Origin of the sequence: Pseudodesulfovibrio sp., assembly GCF_028692895.1 — a bacterium.
Classification (GTDB): domain Bacteria; phylum Desulfobacterota; class Desulfovibrionia; order Desulfovibrionales; family Desulfovibrionaceae; genus Pseudodesulfovibrio.
Window position 1 is genome coordinate 1 of sequence record NZ_JAQUWN010000075.1, and the last position, 16,349, is coordinate 16,349.

Genomic DNA, 16,349 nt, shown 5'->3' on the forward strand with positions numbered 1-16,349 from the left:
ACGGACGGTATGATCGAGACCGACAAGACCATCCTGAACATCATGCTTCAGAAGCAGTTCTCGGACGTGTAGCTCCCGAATCGGGAATCAATCAAAGGCCGGGAACCCGCATGGATTCCCGGCCTTTCCCTTTGCACGGCGGGCGGGCGCAACCCGGCCGGGCGTTCGGTTCGCCCTCTTGGTCGGGTGGCCGTTTCGTTTCCATCAGTCCAGGCCGCCGGGCGCGGTCGCGGTCCAATCGCAATGCGGGAAGGGGGGGGCGGGGAAAAAGGATGGCGCGAAAAAAAGGCGCTCCGGGGGGAGCGCCTTTTCATTGATATCGTCGGCGAAACCGTCGTTACAGCGCGATCTTGACCACGACCTTGTGGACGTCGCCCGGCGAAACCATGGGCCGGTGGGCGTCTTCGGGGAAGTGGATGGCGAAATCGCCGGGGCCGAGCGGGGTGACCACGTCGGGCTCCTCGGCGTAGAAGGCCACGTCCTCGCCCGTCCGCACGGCCGGGGTGGACAGGCGCGTCCGCGCCTTCCAGCCGACCTGGTCCTCGCCCGCGATGACGTAGTGCACGTCGAGGTGGCGGTCGTGGGTCTCCAGCAGCGCTTCGTCCGGGGCCTTGCCCGGACCGCGTATGACCATGGCGTAGATGGCGTCCCCGTCGATCTCCAGCCTGCCGTCGGGAAGGCGGTCCAGGTCGGAGCGGGAGAGCACGGCGAAGGCCGTGGGCAGCAGCGGATGCAGGTGGGCGTATCGGTCGCCGTTTTCCAGGATGTCGAGTATCATCGGTTTCGCAGGCCGGAGATGAGTCGGCCGGGTTTCTCGAACAGGGCCAGGGCGTCCAGGGCGGAGGTGCAGACCAGGTCCGAGGCCATGAGGGCGCGGGTGAACGCGCCTTCGGCCAGGACCAGGACGATGCCGAGGGCCGCCTCGCGGAGCATGTCTTCGTCGTTGCGGCCGTTGCCCAGGGCGATGACCGACGAACTGCCGAGCCGACGCACGAAGTCCCGCTTGTCGTGGTTCTGGTCCTCGTGGCCGATGATGGTCAACTGGCAGCGCACGCCTTCCAGCTCACGCCGGGCCGAGCCGTGGGTGTCGGCCGTGACCACATGGACGGTCAGCGAATTCGCCAGCCGGTTCAGGGCGTCGGCCACGCCGGGGATGAGGCGGCCGTCCTCGGCGATGGTGCCGTTGTAGTCGCAGACCAGGTGCTCCAGCTCCAGCGGGTCCTGCCCGGGGATTTCGAAGCGCATGGTCAGCAGACCCTCGTACGTTCGGCGCGCAGGGCCGTCAGCAGCGCCTCGTCCAGGGACGGGTGGGCGAACATGATCGAATGGATGTCCACCTCGCGCCAGCCCTGGGCCACGATGAGGGTGGCGGCGGTGCACAGCCGGGACACGTCGTGGCCCACGGCGGTGACGCCCACCACCTTGCCCGCCGACCAAATGACCTTGACGAACCCTTGGGTGGCCGCGTGGGCCTGGGCCATGGGGTTGGCCGCCAGCATGGCCTTGGAGGTCTCGGTGGTGTCGTAGTCCTGGAGGAAGGCGTCCGTCTCGGTCTGGCCCACGCGCATGACCTCGGGCGAGCCGTAGAGCACGCTCGGGACCGGGCCGGGGACGTAGGGGCCCTCCATGCGGCCCGCCATGCGCGCGGCCACGTAGTGGGCCTGGTGCGACGCGGCGTGGGCCAACTGGATGTGGCCGTTGGCGTCGCCGATGGCGTAGACGTTGGGTGCGGCCTCCAGGAACTCGTTGACCACTGCCTTGCCGAACTGGAGCTCGACCCCGGCCTTGCGCAGGCCGATGTTGTCCGTGACCGGGCCGCGGCCGACGGCGACGAGGATCTTGTCGGCCGTGAGCTTTTCCCGGCTGTCCAGGGTCAGCTCGGCCCGGCCGTCCACGGTGGCGCAGCCCGCCACGCGCTGGGACAGGCGGATGTCCCATTTCCAGCGCTTGAAGATCGCGCCCAGGGCCTGGGAGACCTCGGGGTCCTCCAGCGGGGCCACGCGGTCCATGGCGTCGATGACCGTGATCTTCGCGCCGAATCGGTGGGCCACCTGGGCCATCTCCAGGCCGATGAAGCCCGCGCCCACCACGATGAGCGAGGCGGGCATGGTCTTCTGGTCGAGGAACATGTCGGAGTCGAGCACGCAGTCGCCGTCGGGTTCCAGGCCGGGGAAGAAGGTCGGCCTGGACCCGGTTGCGATGACCAGGTTCTTGTATCCCAGGACGGTTTCGCCGTCCTCGCCCCTGACCAGGACCTTGCCGGGTTCGGACAGGTTGCCCTCGCCCTGGTGGAGGTCGATGCCGAGCTCCCCAAGCTGTGCGGCCATGGCCTTGCGGGTCCCGGCCAGGTGCTTTTGCACCCGGTTCTGGAGGGCGGCGAAATCCACCGCCACCTCGCCCGATGCCACCTTGAGCCGGGACTGGTTTCTGAGCTCTTCGATGGCAGAGGTCGCGCCGAGCCAGAGCTTGGTCGGGATGCACCCCCGGTTCAGGCAGGTGCCGCCCAGGTCGCGCTTTTCGACCAGCGCGACCTTCAGCCCGTAGCGGGCGCTTTCCACGGCGGCGTCAAAGCCGCCGGGCCCGGCGCCGATCACCGCCACATCATAAGTCATCGGTCAGCTCCATGGCGCGGGCGGCACGGGTCTCGTCCAGCCGGGTCACGGGCAGGGTCACCGGGGCGGCCTGGATGGACGCGGGATCGGTGTCCACCCGCTCGGCGATCTCGATGAGGGCGTCGATGAACTCGTCCAGGGTGGCCTTGTTCTCGGTCTCGGTGGGCTCGATCATGATGGCCTCGGGCACGATGAGCGGGAAGTAGATCGTGGGGGCGTGGTAGCCCTTGTCGAGCAGCGCCTTGGCGATGTCCAGGGCGTGGACGCCCTTTTCCGCCTGGGGCGCGGCCGTGGCCACGAACTCGTGCATGCAGATGCGGTCAAAGGGAACCTCGAAGTGGCCCGCCAGCCGCTTGCGGATGTAGTTGGCCGAGAGGACCGCGTTCTCCGTGGCCCGGATCAGGCCGGTGCGCCCGAGGCGCAGGATGTAGGCGTAGGCCTTGAGCACCACGCCGAAGTTGCCGTAGAACGGGGCCACGTAGCCGATGGATTTCGGGTGGTTGTAGTTGAGCCGGAAGCGGCCGTCCTCCTGCTTCTCCACGCGGGAGACGGGCAGGTAGGGGAGCAGCTTCTCGCTGACGCCCACCGGGCCGGAGCCGGGGCCGCCGCCGCCGTGCGGGGTGGCGAGGGTCTTGTGCAGGTTGAGGTGGACCACGTCGAAGCCCACGTCGCCCACGCGCATCTTGCCCATGATGGCGTTCATGTTCGCGCCGTCGTAGTAGAGCAGGGCGTCCTTCTCGTGCAGCAGGCGGACAATTTCGGGCAGGTTGCTCTCGAACAGGCCGAGCGTGTTCGGGCAGGTCATCATCATGCCCGCCACCTCGTCGTCCAGGACCTCGACCAGTGCGGCCGGGTCCACGATGCCGTTGTTCGACGGGACGCTCACCACGTCGAAGCCCGCGATGGAGGCCGAGGCCGGGTTGGTGCCGTGGGCCGAATCGGGCACGATGATCTTGGTCTTCTTGTTGCCCTTGTCCTTGTGGTAGGCGGCGATGAGCATGACGCCGGTCAGTTCGCCGTGCGCGCCCGCCATGGGGTGCAGGGTGAAGGCGTGCATGCCGGTGATCTCGCAGAGCAGGCGCTCGGTCTCGTACATGACCTCCAGCGCCCCCTGGCACAGGCCGCCCGCGCCCTGGAGCTGCGGCAGCACCGGGTGCAGCCGGGTGAAGCCGGGCATGGCGGCGGCCACCTCGGTGAATTTGGGGTTGTACTTCATGGTGCACGACCCCAGGGGATAGAAGTTGCCGTCCACCCCGTAGTTGCGCTTGGAGAGCCTGGTGAAGTGGCGGACCACGTCCAGCTCGCCCGCGCTGGGCAGGCCTATTTCGCCGTCGCGCAGCATCTCCTTGGGGATGTACGCCTCTTCGGACATGCCCTCGCAGGGCCAGCAGCCTTCGCGGCCGGGTACGGATTCTTCGAATATGGTCTTCATCTCAGCGCTCCCTTGAGCATCTCGGCGAAGATGCCGATTTGCTCCTCGCTCGTCTTCTCGGTGCAGGCCACCAGCAGGCCGTTGTCCAGGTCCTTGTAGTAGCGGCCGAGCGGGAAGCCGGGCACGTAGCCCCGGGCCGCCAGCTTGGCGATGACGTCGTAGGCGTTGACCGGCAGGGTCACGGCGAACTCGTTGCCGAATGCCCCCTTGGTCAGCAGCTCCACGCCCTCCACGGCCGTGAGCCGCTCGGCGCAGAGGTGGGCGCGCTCGACGGAGACGCGGGCCGCGCGCTTGAGCCCCATCTCGCCCAGCGAGCAGAGATGGACCAGGGTGCGCAGGGCGCACAGCGACTGGTTGGAGCAGATGTTGGAGGTGGCCTTCTGGCGGCGGATGTGCTGCTCGCGGGCCTGGAGGGTCAGCACGTAGCCGGTGCGGCCCCGGGTGTCGGCCGTGCGGCCGACAATGCGGCCGGGCATCTGGCGGACCATGTCCTTGGTGCAGGTCATGATGCCCAGGTAGGGGCCGCCGAAGGAGAGCGGCAGGCCCAGCGACTGGCCCTCGGCCACCGCCACGTCCGCGCCCATGGCGCCCGGCGTCTTGAGCAGGGCGGCCATGACCGGGTAAGCGGAGATGACCGAGACGGCCTTCTTTTCCCTGGCGGCGGCGAAGAGCCCGGTGAAGTCGTTGATCGAGCCGAAGAAGTTCGGGTTCTGGACCATAACGGCGGCGGTGTCGCCGTCGATGGCCGCCTTGAGGCCGTCCATGTCGGTCATGCCGCCCTTGTGGGGAACGGTGACGAGCTCCACATCCAGGTTGGAGGTGTAGGAGTCGAGCATGACACGGTAGATGGGGTTCAGGGCCTCGGAGACCACGATCTTGCGCCGTTTGGTCTTGCGCACGGCCATCATGGCCGCCTCGTACAGGGCGGTGCCGCCGTCGTAGACGCTGGCGTTGGCGCACTGCATGCCGAACAGTCGGGTCACGGCGGTCTGGTACTCGAAGATCGCCTGGAGGGTTCCCTGGGAGGCCTCGGGCTGATAGGGGGTGTAGGCGGTGTAGAACTCGCCGCGCATGGTCAGCGCGTCCACAGTCGCCGGGATGTAGTGGTCGTAGAATCCCGCGCCCAGGAAGCTGACGCGGTCGGTGGCGTTGCGGGAGGCCATGGCCTCAAGCCGGGAGAGGACCTCCATTTCGCTGAGTCCCTCGGGAAGGTCAAAGCTCTTGGGGCGCATCTCGGGGGTGATTTCGGCGAAGAGGTCCTCGATGGACCCGACGCCGATGGTCGCGAGCATTTCCCGGACTTCCGCTTCGGTATGGGGAACATAGGGCATAGGGTAACCTGCCTTGCTTGGCGGTGTTGAAAAAGAGAGGGCCGGGACGTTCGCCCCGGCCCCGTGGTTTCGATCTAGTGGCCTTCGGACTCGACCACGGCGGCGTAGGCCTCGGCGTCCAGCAGCCCGGCCGGCTCGGCCGCGAGCTTGAACTTGATCATCCACCCCGCGCCGTAGGGGTCCTCGTTGACCTTCTCGGGCGCGTCGGCCAGGGCCTCGTTGACCTCGACGACCTCGCCGGCCACCGGGGAATAAATCTCGCTGGCCGCCTTGACGGATTCCACGGAGCCCATTTCGGCCCCGGCCTCGAAGGTGTCGCCCACTTCGGGCAGCTCCACAAAGGTCAGGTCGCCCAGCTGCTCCTGGGCGAAGTGGGTGATGCCCACGGTGGCGACGTCGCCGTCCACCTTGCACCATTCGTGGGATTTCGCATACTTGAGATCTTCGGGGATCATATCCTCTCCTTGGCTGGGTAGCAGTGGTTTCTCGGTTGAGTGGCCCGTGTGTAGCACGGGAGAATTATCTTGGAAATAGTAAAAAAAATGACGCTTTCGCCATTATTTTTCCCGCCCGCCGAACAAGGGTTCTTGTGTGTCAATTATTTGACGCGCAGGTCCCGCCCCGGTTGCGGATTCTCGCTGTCCCTTCCCTTTGAAATTCCCGTCCGTTTATTACTATATAGTTATACCAAATACTGCGAAGTGGTGCTAAAGGTATTACTGATTCGGTTGACGATAACACGGCCGAAGCGTAGTTTCAGCGGCGGACATGAAAGAAAACGTTTCGGAAATGCGACTCGACCCCGGTTCGCGGGTGACGGTGGAGGTGGAAGGCCGCGCCTGGCTGCTGGACCGCGCCGCGGACATGGAGGCCTTGTGGGACGCCATGGACGGCGCGGACATGGGCGAGGACGAGCGGCTGCCGTACTGGGCCGAGGTCTGGCCCGCCAGCGTGCTCCTGGCCCGGCACATCCTGCGCCATGCGGACGAGCTGCGCGGCCGTCCCTGCCTGGATATCGGCTGCGGCCTGGGGCTGACCGGCATGGTCGCGTCCTCGGCCGGGGCGCGGGTGGTGGCCTTCGACTACGAATGGCCCGCCGTGCGTTTCGCCCGGCGCAACGCGGCTCTCAACGGCGTGGACCAGCCGCTCTGGACCTGGATGGACTGGCGGCAGCCCGCCCTGAAGGCCGGGGCCTTCGAGTTCCTCTGGGGTGGGGACGTGCTCTATGAAAAGCGATTTTTCGACCCGCTCATCCGGCTCTTCCGCCACGCCCTGGCGCCCGGCGGCAGAATCTGGATCGGCGAGCCGGTGCGCACCGTTTCCCGGCCCGTGTGGGACCTGGTGCGCGAGCAGGGCTTTTCGGCCGAGAAGCTGACCGTGGAAAAGGTCGCCCTGTGCGGCCAGAACGCAACGGTGAACCTGTGGGAGCTGCGGCTCCCCGGAAGTGGAGGAGAATAATGGGCAAGACCATCCGATTCGGCGTTTCACTGGACTCCGAGCTGCTGGACAAGTTTGACCAGCTCTGCGGCGAGCGCAGCTACCAGACGCGTTCCGAAGCCATCCGCGACCTGATCCGCAACACGCTGGTGCAGCGCGAATGGGAGCAGGCCGAGGGCGACCTGGCCGGGACCCTGACCCTGGTCTACGACCACCACAAGTCCGGGCTTTCCCAGAAGCTGACCGAGATCCAGCACGACTCCCACGAGGTGATCCAGTCGTCCCTGCACGTCCACCTGGACCACTTCAACTGCCTGGAGGTCATCATCCTCAAGGGCGACGCCGAGACCATCAAGGAGCTGGGCCAGAAGCTCATTTCCACCAAGGGAGTCAAGCACGGCCACCTGGCCCTGACCACCACCGGCAAGGACCTGATCTAGATGGAAGACGTTCAGAAGCATCAGGCGGAGATAGCCATGCCCATCGACCGGGTGGGCGTGAAGGGCCTCAAGGTCCCGCTCGTCGTGCGCGAGCGGGATTCCGGCATCCAGCACACCGTGGCCCAGGTCTCCCTGGCCGTGGACCTGCCCGCCGAGTTCAAGGGCACGCACATGAGCCGGTTCCTGGAGGCACTGGAGCACTGGTCGGGCGAGCTGGACTACCATTCCTTCCGCACCCTGCTGGACGACATCGTCGGGCGGCTCCAGGCGCGCAACGCCCACGCGCGTTTCGTCTTTCCCTATTTCCTGCGCCGCCGCTCCCCGGTGAGCGGCACGGTCGGGGTCATGGACTACACCTGCCGGGTGGACGGCCTGCTCGAAAACGGCAAGCTGACCTTCACCCTGGGCGCGGACGTGCCGGTGATGACCGTGTGCCCGTGCTCCAAGGCCATCTCGGACGAGGGCGCGCACTCCCAGCGGGCCGAGGTCCGCATCCTGACCCGGTACACCGGCCTGCTCTGGCTGGAGGACCTGATCGAGATCGGCGAGAAGGCCGGGTCCTGCCCGGTCTATTCGCTGCTCAAGCGCGAGGACGAGAAGTTCGTCACCGAGACGGCCTTCGCCCACCCGACCTTTGTGGAGGACGTGGTCAGGGCCGCCGCCGACGGCCTGGCCAGCCACCCCCAGGTCACCTGGTACAAGGTGGAGGTGGAGAGCTTCGAGTCCATCCACAACCACTCGGCCTTCGCCGTGATCGAAAGCGGGAAGTGAGCCCCCTGCGGCAGCCCCATTGAAAACAGCGGCGCAATCGGTATAGAAGGGAATCCCAAACCTGAACGTGCTGGAGGTTCCCATGAAACGTTTGTCCGCTCTTTCGGTGTCCGTGTGTCTGTTCGGCCTGCTCCTCGCCTTCGGCTTCCTCGCCGGTCCGGCCCAGGCGGCCGAGCAGCAGCCGTTCTTCGTCCATTTCGTGGTCGTGCCCGCCGTCCTGCCCGACGGCTCGGACGCCTCGCCCATCATCCTGGAGTTCAAGAAGGCGGCGCTGAAGCTGGCGGGCGGGTACACCGAGCTCGGGTCCTGCCAGGGCGGCTCCCTCGTGGACGGCAAGGTCGTGGACCGGGAGAACGTCTCGTTCATCATCGGGGCCAAGAAGGACATCAGCCAGGAGCTCAAGGCCATCTCCATCAAGCTATTCAAGGGCTCGGACGCCTTCATCCTGGCCTGGCCCGGCAAGGTCATCTTCTAGCCCGGTTGCGCGGGGGACCGAAACGGGCTAGCTTGGCCCCGGGCTGCTTCCCTTCCCCGAAGGGGTGATCGACCATGTCCGAACCCAACGTCTCGGCCCTCTCCGCGCTGGGCGTCGCCCAGCAGGTCTCGGCCAACAACATCGCCAACGCGGACACCGACGGCTTCAAGGCCTCGTCGGTGGCCTTCGAGTCCGGCCCGGAAGGGGAGGGCGTGCGCGTGGCCGACATCCGTCGGTCCACGTCCGCCGGTCCGTTCGTCGACGGCGCGGAGGGCTCCAACACCGACATCGGCCGGGATATGGTGGACATGATCTCCACCGGCCACGCCTTCTCCGCCAACGTGGCGGCCGTGCGCGCCTCCGAGGAGATGACCGGCCACCTCCTGGACATGATCGCCTGACCTCCGGGCGGGTTGACACTTCATTGCCCCGTGACTTACGGTCTATCATGGCCCGTTCGCGCGCGCCCCTTTCCGGGCGCGGTCCGACACGGGCCATACTTGCGTACAGGAGACGACCATGACCCCCAAGACCGTGAAGACCGATTTCGACGTTATCATCGTGGGCGGCGGCCCGGCCGGGCTGTTCGCCGCGTATTACCTTTCCGAGCACTCCGACCTTTCGGTGCTGCTCATCGACAAGGGCAAGCGCCCGCTGACCCGCACCTGTCCGCTCTCGGGCGACCAGGAGTGCCTCAAGTGCCGCCCCTGCAACATCCTCTGCGGCATCGGCGGGGCCGGGCTCTTTTCCGACGGCAAGCTCAACTTCATCCACAAGCTCGGCAAGACCGACCTGACTCAGTTCCTGGGCGCGGCCGAGGCCGAGGCGCTCATCGACGAGACCGAGGCGATCTTCAACCGGTTCGGCATGGACGGAAAGGTCTTCCCCACGGACATGGAAAAGGCCAAGGAAATCCGCAAGGAGGCCCGCAAGCACGGCATCGACCTGCTGGTCATCAAGCAGAAGCACCTGGGCAGCGACAACCTGCCCGGACACATCGCCGCCATGGCCGACCATATCATGGAGCGGGGCGTGACCTTCCACACCTCAGAGGAGGTCAAGGACCTGGTGGTCAAGGACGGCCGGGTGCGCGGCGTGGTCTCCAGCCGGCGGGAATACACGGCCAAAAACGTCATCCTGGCCCCGGGCCGGGTGGGTGCGGAGTGGGTGGCCGGGGTGGTCCGCCGCCACGGCATCGGCGTGTCCCAGCGCGGCATCGAGGTGGGCGTGCGCGTGGAGGTGCACAACGAGATCATGCAGGACCTCTGCTCGGTCATCTACGACCCGACCTTTTTCGTGCGCACCAACAAGTACGACGACCAGACCCGGACCTTCTGCACGAACTACGGCGGGTTCGTGGCCCTGGAGAACTACCAGGACTTCGTCTGCGTCAACGGCCACGCCCTGATGAACACCAAGTCATGCAACACCAACTTCGCCTTTCTCTCCAAGGTCGTGCTCAACGACCCGGTGGAGGACAACCAGGCCTACGGCGAGTCCATCGGCCGCCTGGCCACCCTCATCGGCGGGGGAAAGCCCATCCTCCAGCGTTTCGGCGACCTGCGCCGGGGCCGCCGCTCCACCTGGGCGCGCATCGGCAGCGGCTACATCGAGCCGACCATGAAGAACGTGGTGCCCGGCGACATCGCCATGGCCTTGCCCGAACGCATCGTCACCAACCTGATGGACGGCCTGGAGCAGTTGAACAACGTGGTGCCCGGCGTGTCCAACGACGAGACCCTGCTCTATGCCCCGGAGATCAAGTTCTTCGCCACCCAGGTGGACACCCGCAAGCACCTGGAGACGGCCGTGGACGGCCTGTTCGTGGCCGGGGACGGCCCCGGCGTGGCGGGAAACATCGTGGGCGCGGCGGCCACGGCCCTGATTCCGGCCAAGGAGATCCTGCGCAGGGGATAGAGCCATTGAGCGTCCGATCATTCAGCGAAAGACTTTTCTTTTTTCTCCTGTTGGATTAAGTTCCGCATAATGCACAATTGGCGGCCAAAGACATACCATCGTCCGGCCAGCCGGGCGCTTTGTTTCGCGGGGGCGTTGCTTCTTGTCGTCTGCTGCGTCCTGCTGCCCGCCCGCATCGGGATGGCGGACGGCAGTCGCGGGCTGGAGGTCCAGTACATCGACTTCCCGCCCTACTATTACCCCGACGCCGAGGGACGGCCGGACGGCTTCCTGCTCAAGCTGGCCCGCCACGCCTTCGAGCGGGCGGGCGTTCCGGTGCTTTCCTGGGAGTGCCTGCCCGCCAAGCGGGTCCTGGTCAACCTGCAACTGGATCGGCCCCTCGTCTCCATCGGCTGGTTTTGGACTCCCGAGCGGGAGAGCGTGTACAAGTTTTCCCGGTTGCTCTACGAGAACAAGCAGTTGCGGGCCGTGTACCTCAAGAAGCAGGCGGCGCGCTTCGAGGGCCGGAACACGCTGGCGGACCTGCTGCGGGACAAAAAACTCCGGCTCGGGCTGCTGGATGGTTATTCGCTGGGGCCCACGGCCGACGCCATCATTCGCCGGGAGAAGCCAGACGCCGTCCGGGTGGTTGGCGGCTATGGCCGGATGATCGGCATGCTGGCCGAAGAGCGGTTCGCCTACCTCCTCATGTCCCCGGAGGCCATCGAGTCCCTGATCCGCAAGAATCATTTGAACCCGGCCATCTTCGAGAGCCAGCCCCTCGCCGACGTCATCGAGGGCAACAAGCGCTACCTGATGTACAGCCGGGCCGTGCCTGACGAATGGATCCGCCGCATCGACAATGCCTTGAAAGAGCTGCCGAAAGAATAGTCGAAACAGCGGGTTGTCCGGGCCACGTCGCTTCGGCCGGTCACCGGCGCTTCCGGCACGCCCGCCCGGGCGGCCGCTTCCATCTAGATTTTTTTTATAAATTCCCCATTCACCCGTTGACAGCATGTCAGTTTCTTGACAGGGAAGATGTATATTTAAAGAAATAGTCCGGGGAGACGCCGTCTCCTTCGGTTGCATTTCCACGTGATTACGGAGGAGCGATGGCCCTGAACCTGGATGGCATCATCGGCAACAGCCCGGCCCTGGCCGAGGTGTTCAAGGTCCTGGGCAAGGTTGCGCCCACGGACAGCACAGTGCTGGTCACGGGCGAATCCGGGACCGGCAAGGAGCTTCTGGTCCGCGCCCTGCACCGGAACAGCGTCCGGCGGGAGGCCGCCTTCGTCCCCATCAACTGCGGGGCCATCCCCAAGGAGCTGCTGGAGTCCGAGCTCTTCGGCCACGAGAAGGGGGCCTTCACCCACGCGGTCCGGACGCGCCCGGGCCGGTTCGAGCTGGCGGACGGCGGCACCATCTTCCTGGACGAGATCGGCGAGATGGACCTGAGCCTTCAGGTCAAGATCCTGCGCGCCCTCCAGGAGAAGGAGATCGAGCGCGTGGGCGGCACGGTCATCAAGAAGGTGGACGTCCGCGTGGTGGCCGCCACCAACCGGGACCTGGAGGGCGACGTCAAGGCGGGCCGGTTTCGCGAGGACCTCTTCTACCGCCTGAACGTCATTCCCCTGCACCTGCCGCCGCTGAGGGAGCGGGGCGGCGACATCCTGCTCCTGGCCGAGCACTTCCTCTCCGGCCACTGCAACCACAAGGACCGCAGGCGGCTCGGCATCTCGGACCAGGCCAGGGAAATGCTGCTGACCTACTCCTGGCCCGGCAACGTGCGCGAGCTGGAGAACTTCATGGAGCGCATGTCCATCCTGTGCGACGGCAGCGAGGTGCTGCCCGAGGACCTGCCCGCCAAGATATTCGAGGACATCGGCGAGAAGCCGCTCCGCCGGGTGGAGGAGCTGGCCCCGCCCCGGCCCGCGGGCTTCGCCTGGCCGACCCTGCGCGACATGGATGACCACCAGCTCAAGCTCAAGGAATTCATGGAGGCCATCGAGGGGCGGCTTCTGGACGAAGCCCTGGAACAGGCGGACGGGGTCAAGAACAAGGCCGCTGAACTGGTGGGCATCAAACGGACCACGCTCATCGAGAAGCTCAAGAAACGGGGACTGTTGTAATCGGGGGGGCAAAACCGGCCGTGCGGCCGGTAGCACGACAATTGCATAACCACTCGTTGTGACTGTGAAAAGCGCCAAAATTCCACTCTGGCCCCTGTTGTGGGCCCTTGTTGCCGGGTTGTTCCTGCCCCATCCGGCGGCTGCGCTGCGGGTCAACGTCCAGCCCCTGGGCGACTCCGACAAGCTGACTTTTTCCTTTGATGCCGGTGTGTTGCCGGAGATGTCGGTGCAGCGCGACGGCAAGCGCTCCCTGGTGGTAACCCTGCCCGCCGGGGTGTGGGGGAGCGAGGCCAGGCCGGGCAGCAAGGATTTCCCCGGCAAGCTGGTCAAGGCCATCCGCGTGGGCGACAACACGGTGGAGATCGACACCCGGACCGACGCCTTCGGCTTCATCCGCATCCCGGTGCCGGGCAAGCCGCAGTTCCTGTTGCAGATTTATCGCGACCCCATCGGCGCACGCTGGCGGCCGGCCAAGCACGACACGCCGGCTCCGGCTTCGGCCCCGGCCGTGGCCCCGGCCCCTGCGCCGACGGCGGCGCAGCCCCAGGCCGCCCCGGCCCTGCAGGCCGCGCAGCCCCAGGCTCAGGCCGTCCAGGCCGACCGGGTCGAGGGAGACCTGCCGCCCGAGCAGGGCGGCGCGGGCGACCGCAAACCGTTTTTCTCCGTGCCCTATTCGGTCCGCACCGAAGTGGCCCCCCCGCCCGGACAGGACGGGGCCGTGGCGCAGCCGTCCCTGGCGCAATCCGATACCGGGCGGCCCGTCACCGAGCAGCCCATCGCTGTCCAGCCTGACCAGCACGCGCCCGCCGTTCCGCCTTCCGGCAACGAGCTCCGCTTCAAGGCCGTGAACAAGACGGCCGAGGAGGTCAAGTTCGCGGAGCTGGCCGGGCCCGATGCGGGCGGCAGCGCCGTGGCCGAGCCCGTGGCTGCTCCGGAGGGGCAGGCGGCCTTCGGCGTGGTGACGCCTCCCCCCGGCGAGTCCGGTGCGGGAGAGGTGGTCGGAGGCGTGACACCGCCTCCCGGCGCGCAGCCCGTTTCGCAGCCGATCGCGCAACCGGCGCCTCAGCCGTTGCCCCGGTCCGCGCCCCAGGCGGCGGTTCTTCCCGTGGCCACGGCAGAGGTGTCCGGCGCGGGGCAGGCCGGTGGAAGCGTGGTGCCGCCGCCCTCCGTGGTTCCGGGCGCGCCGCCGCCTGAGCCCACGGCCGAGGAGGCGGCCACGGTCCACGTCGCGGTGGAGCCCCCGGCTCCGGACCGGCAGGCCCAGGCGGTCCAGTCCCCGGCCGAGCAGGCCGCCGCGCCAGCGCCTATCGAAGGGGCCGTACCCGCAGAGAGCATCGTTCCCGCCGAAGGCGCGGCGCCGGCCGGTGAGGGAAGCGCCGAAGCGCCCGCCACGGACAACGCCACCCTTGCGGCCCAGGCCGCCAGGGAGGAGCTGAAGAACCAGATCTACGAGGCCCAGACCCTGATGTTCAACGGCAACCTGCCGGAGGCCCAGGAGATCTACGAGAAGGCCCTGCTCAGCCCCGCCCTGGACGACGCCACGCGTGAGGAGGCCCTCTACGCCCTGGCGGACATCAAGAAGCAGCTCAACAACGACAGCCTGGCCGACAAGTTCGACGAGATTTCCCAGGCGTACCTTGAAGCGATGAACGCCAACCTGCACTCCAACCGGGTGCCCCACGCCCTGCTCAACCTCGGCCTGATTAACCTCAAGGTGGGCAACTTCCCCGAGGCCAAGGCGTATTTCAAGCTGCTCCAGGACAAGTACCCGGACGACGAGAACATCCCGTCCATCAGCTATTACTGGGGCGAATATTATTACAAGAAAGGCGACTACAAGAAGGCGGCCGACCAGTTCCAGTACCTGATCCAGACCTATCCCGAGCACGAGTTGGTCAAGCAGGCGGCCTACTACCTGGCCGATTCCCTGGACAAGACCGGGTTTTACGACCAAGCCTACCAGATCATCGACTACATCGACAAACGGTGGCCCGACTACTACATGGAGAACCCCGAGTTCCTGCGGCTGGCGGGCGGGGTGGAGATGCGCCTCGGCAAGTGGGGCGAGGCCAAGAACCACTATTTCACCTTCTACAACTTGAACCCCGAGGCCAAGGGGGCGGACGTGGTCCTGGCACGGCTGGGCGACATCTACATCCGCCAGGGCGAGAAGGGCGCGGCCAAGCAGATTTACGAGAAGGCCGTGCAGGACTATCCCACCAGCGAGGGCGGCCTGGTCGCCAAGATGCGCCTGGCCGAGGAGGGCATCTACGACGACCCGACCCTGCCGCAGATGGGCGACGTGTTCAACCGGCCCTACAACAAGCGGCCCGAGGTCGTGTACCAGGACATCGTCAAGCAGTACCCGGACTCCCCCCTGGCCCCTGTCGCCCAGCTCAAGCTGGCCATGTGGTACGCCTTCAACAAGCAGTATCCCGAGGCCCTGACCGCTGCCCAGGACCTCATCGAGAAGTATCCCGACAGCGCCCTGGCGGACAGGGCGCGCCAGCTTGGCGACGCTGTCTTCGCTCTGGCCGTGCCCGGCATGGTGGACGAAGGGCTCTACGGCCGCGTGGTCCGCTACTGGGAAACCTACGATTTCATCGGCAAGAAGGACACCAAGGTCAACGACCAGACCAGGCTCGGCGTGGCCATGAGCTACTGGAAGGTGGGCCAGCCCGAAAAGGCGCTGGGGTTGCTCAGGCCCTACCTTCAGCCCCGGCAGACGCCGGGCGTGTCGGACAAGGCGCTGGGCATGGCCGTGAACATCTATCTGGACGGCCTGGCCTGGAAGGAGATTTCCGACCTGGTGACCATGGTCAAGAAGAACTGGAAGCTGGACGACAAGCAGTTGCGCCAGATGGACTACGCGCGCGCCATGTCCCTGCAGAACCTCGGCGAGGAGGGCGCGGCCCTGCCCATGTGGGCCGAGCTGGCCCGTGACGTCAAGGTCGATCCCGCCCTGCGGGCCTACGCCATGTACTACATGGCCAAGTCCGCCATGGAGCAGCAGGATCTGCGCCGGGTCTTCGTCTACTCCCAGGAGGCGCTCTCCCTGCTCTTGCAGACCGGAGGCGATCCCGAGAAGATCAAGGACGTGGTGCTCATGTCCATCTATTCCACCGAGCGGTCCGGGCGCTACGGAGAGGCCCTCAAGTGGGCCCGCGAGTACGACCGTTACGTCAAGCCGGACAACCCCGAGTGGGCCTCCACGCGCTTCAAGCTGGCGCGCATCTACCGCAAGGCCGGGGCCATGGACGAGTGGAAGAAGCTCCTGACCGACATCATCGAGAAGAAGCCGGACTCCCTGCAGGCCACCCTGGCCAAGTCCGAGCTGGAGACCTATGCGCTGGAACAGCAGGCGCAGCAGTATGCGCCAGCGCCCCAATAGGGCGGAGGAGGGAATATGTCGAGGCAACCTTTCGTGGCCGGCCGGTTCTACGACGGCGATCCCGGCCGGTTGAAGGCGTCCGTGGACGCCTGCCTGGCCCTGGGCGAGGGTCGGAGCGAGGCCCCGACCCTGCTGGCCATGGTGCCCCACGCGGGCTACGTCTATTCCGGCGGGGTCTGCGGCAAGACCCTGGCCCAGGCCAACCTCGCGCCCGCCGTGCTCCTGCTCGGGCCCAACCACACCGGGTTCGGCACGCGCTTCTCCCTTTGGACCGAGGGGAACTGGGCCATCCCCGGCGCGGAGCTGCCGGTGGACGAGGAGCTCGCCCGGGCCGTGCTGGCCGCCGATCCCGCCATCAAGGCCGATACCCTGGCCCACGTGCGCGAGCACTCCCTGGAGGTGATCCTTCCCTTCCTGGCGCGGCTCAACCCCGCC

Annotated in this window: 16 protein-coding genes; 10 read left to right on the plus strand and 6 right to left on the minus strand. The window is 66.5% G+C overall.

Features of this window, described 5'->3' with window-relative positions; translation table 11 throughout:
* Positions 1-337 precede the first annotated feature (337 nt).
* The 6 genes from PHP91_RS14685 to gcvH all read right to left on the minus strand — a co-directional run bounded on the left by PHP91_RS14685 (position 338) and on the right by gcvH (position 5,830).
* A complete protein-coding gene (locus tag PHP91_RS14685; protein WP_300142290.1) occupies positions 338-778 on the minus strand; it encodes a YhcH/YjgK/YiaL family protein in 441 nt (146 codons plus the stop codon).
* Complete coding sequence (locus PHP91_RS14690; protein ID WP_300142292.1) at positions 775-1,245, minus strand: ATPase P; 471 nt, start codon at positions 1,243-1,245, stop codon at positions 775-777. The genes PHP91_RS14685 and PHP91_RS14690 overlap by 4 nt, the downstream gene beginning before the upstream one ends.
* A 2-nt stretch (positions 1,246-1,247) precedes the next feature.
* Positions 1,248-2,612, minus strand: coding sequence for an FAD-dependent oxidoreductase (locus PHP91_RS14695; protein ID WP_300142294.1), 1,365 nt, complete (start codon positions 2,610-2,612; stop codon positions 1,248-1,250).
* Complete coding sequence (gene gcvPB / locus PHP91_RS14700) at positions 2,602-4,044, minus strand: aminomethyl-transferring glycine dehydrogenase subunit GcvPB (protein WP_300142296.1); 1,443 nt, start codon at positions 4,042-4,044, stop codon at positions 2,602-2,604. The genes PHP91_RS14695 and gcvPB overlap by 11 nt, the downstream gene beginning before the upstream one ends.
* Complete coding sequence (gene gcvPA, locus PHP91_RS14705) at positions 4,041-5,375, minus strand: aminomethyl-transferring glycine dehydrogenase subunit GcvPA (RefSeq protein ID WP_300142298.1); 1,335 nt, start codon at positions 5,373-5,375, stop codon at positions 4,041-4,043. The genes gcvPB and gcvPA overlap by 4 nt, the downstream gene beginning before the upstream one ends.
* A 74-nt stretch (positions 5,376-5,449) precedes the next feature.
* Positions 5,450-5,830 carry a glycine cleavage system protein GcvH gene (gene gcvH, locus PHP91_RS14710; protein ID WP_300142300.1) on the minus strand — a complete coding sequence of 127 codons (381 nt, stop codon included), beginning with the start codon at positions 5,828-5,830 and terminating at the stop codon, positions 5,450-5,452.
* Between the two features lie 313 nt (positions 5,831-6,143).
* Between gcvH and PHP91_RS14715 the strand changes: the two genes are divergently transcribed.
* The 10 genes from PHP91_RS14715 to amrB form a co-directional block, all read left to right on the plus strand.
* The gene (locus tag PHP91_RS14715) at positions 6,144-6,833 is read left to right on the plus strand and encodes a methyltransferase (RefSeq protein ID WP_300142303.1); all 690 of its coding nucleotides are present in this window, start codon (positions 6,144-6,146) and stop codon (positions 6,831-6,833) included.
* Positions 6,833-7,252, plus strand: a complete 420-nt coding sequence (nikR, locus tag PHP91_RS14720) for a nickel-responsive transcriptional regulator NikR (RefSeq protein WP_300142306.1) — start codon at positions 6,833-6,835, stop codon at positions 7,250-7,252. Before PHP91_RS14715 ends, nikR begins: the two co-directional genes overlap by 1 nt.
* Positions 7,253-8,023: a GTP cyclohydrolase FolE2 gene (gene folE2 / locus PHP91_RS14725; RefSeq protein WP_300142308.1), complete on the plus strand. Its 771-nt coding sequence runs from the start codon at positions 7,253-7,255 to the stop codon at positions 8,021-8,023.
* An 82-nt stretch (positions 8,024-8,105) separates the two neighbouring features.
* On the plus strand, positions 8,106-8,498 hold the full coding sequence (locus PHP91_RS14730; protein ID WP_300142311.1) for a hypothetical protein: 393 nt from the start codon (positions 8,106-8,108) through the stop codon (positions 8,496-8,498).
* Positions 8,499-8,572: 74 nt separating this feature from the next.
* On the plus strand, positions 8,573-8,899 hold the full coding sequence (locus PHP91_RS14735) for a flagellar basal body protein (RefSeq protein ID WP_300142313.1): 327 nt from the start codon (positions 8,573-8,575) through the stop codon (positions 8,897-8,899).
* A 118-nt stretch (positions 8,900-9,017) separates the two neighbouring features.
* A complete protein-coding gene (locus PHP91_RS14740) occupies positions 9,018-10,415 on the plus strand; it encodes an FAD-dependent oxidoreductase (protein WP_300142316.1) in 1,398 nt (465 codons plus the stop codon).
* A gap of 135 nt (positions 10,416-10,550) precedes the next feature.
* The gene (locus PHP91_RS14745) at positions 10,551-11,285 is read left to right on the plus strand and encodes a transporter substrate-binding domain-containing protein (RefSeq protein ID WP_300142319.1); all 735 of its coding nucleotides are present in this window, start codon (positions 10,551-10,553) and stop codon (positions 11,283-11,285) included.
* Positions 11,286-11,506: 221 nt separating this feature from the next.
* On the plus strand, positions 11,507-12,523 hold the full coding sequence (locus PHP91_RS14750) for a sigma-54 dependent transcriptional regulator (protein WP_300142322.1): 1,017 nt from the start codon (positions 11,507-11,509) through the stop codon (positions 12,521-12,523).
* Between the two features lie 64 nt (positions 12,524-12,587).
* Entirely contained in the window at positions 12,588-15,914 is a 3,327-nt protein-coding gene (locus PHP91_RS14755) for a tetratricopeptide repeat protein (protein ID WP_300142325.1), read from the plus strand.
* A 15-nt stretch (positions 15,915-15,929) separates the two neighbouring features.
* On the plus strand, positions 15,930-16,349 hold a 420-nt coding region (amrB, locus tag PHP91_RS14760), incomplete at its 3' end, for an AmmeMemoRadiSam system protein B (protein ID WP_300142328.1).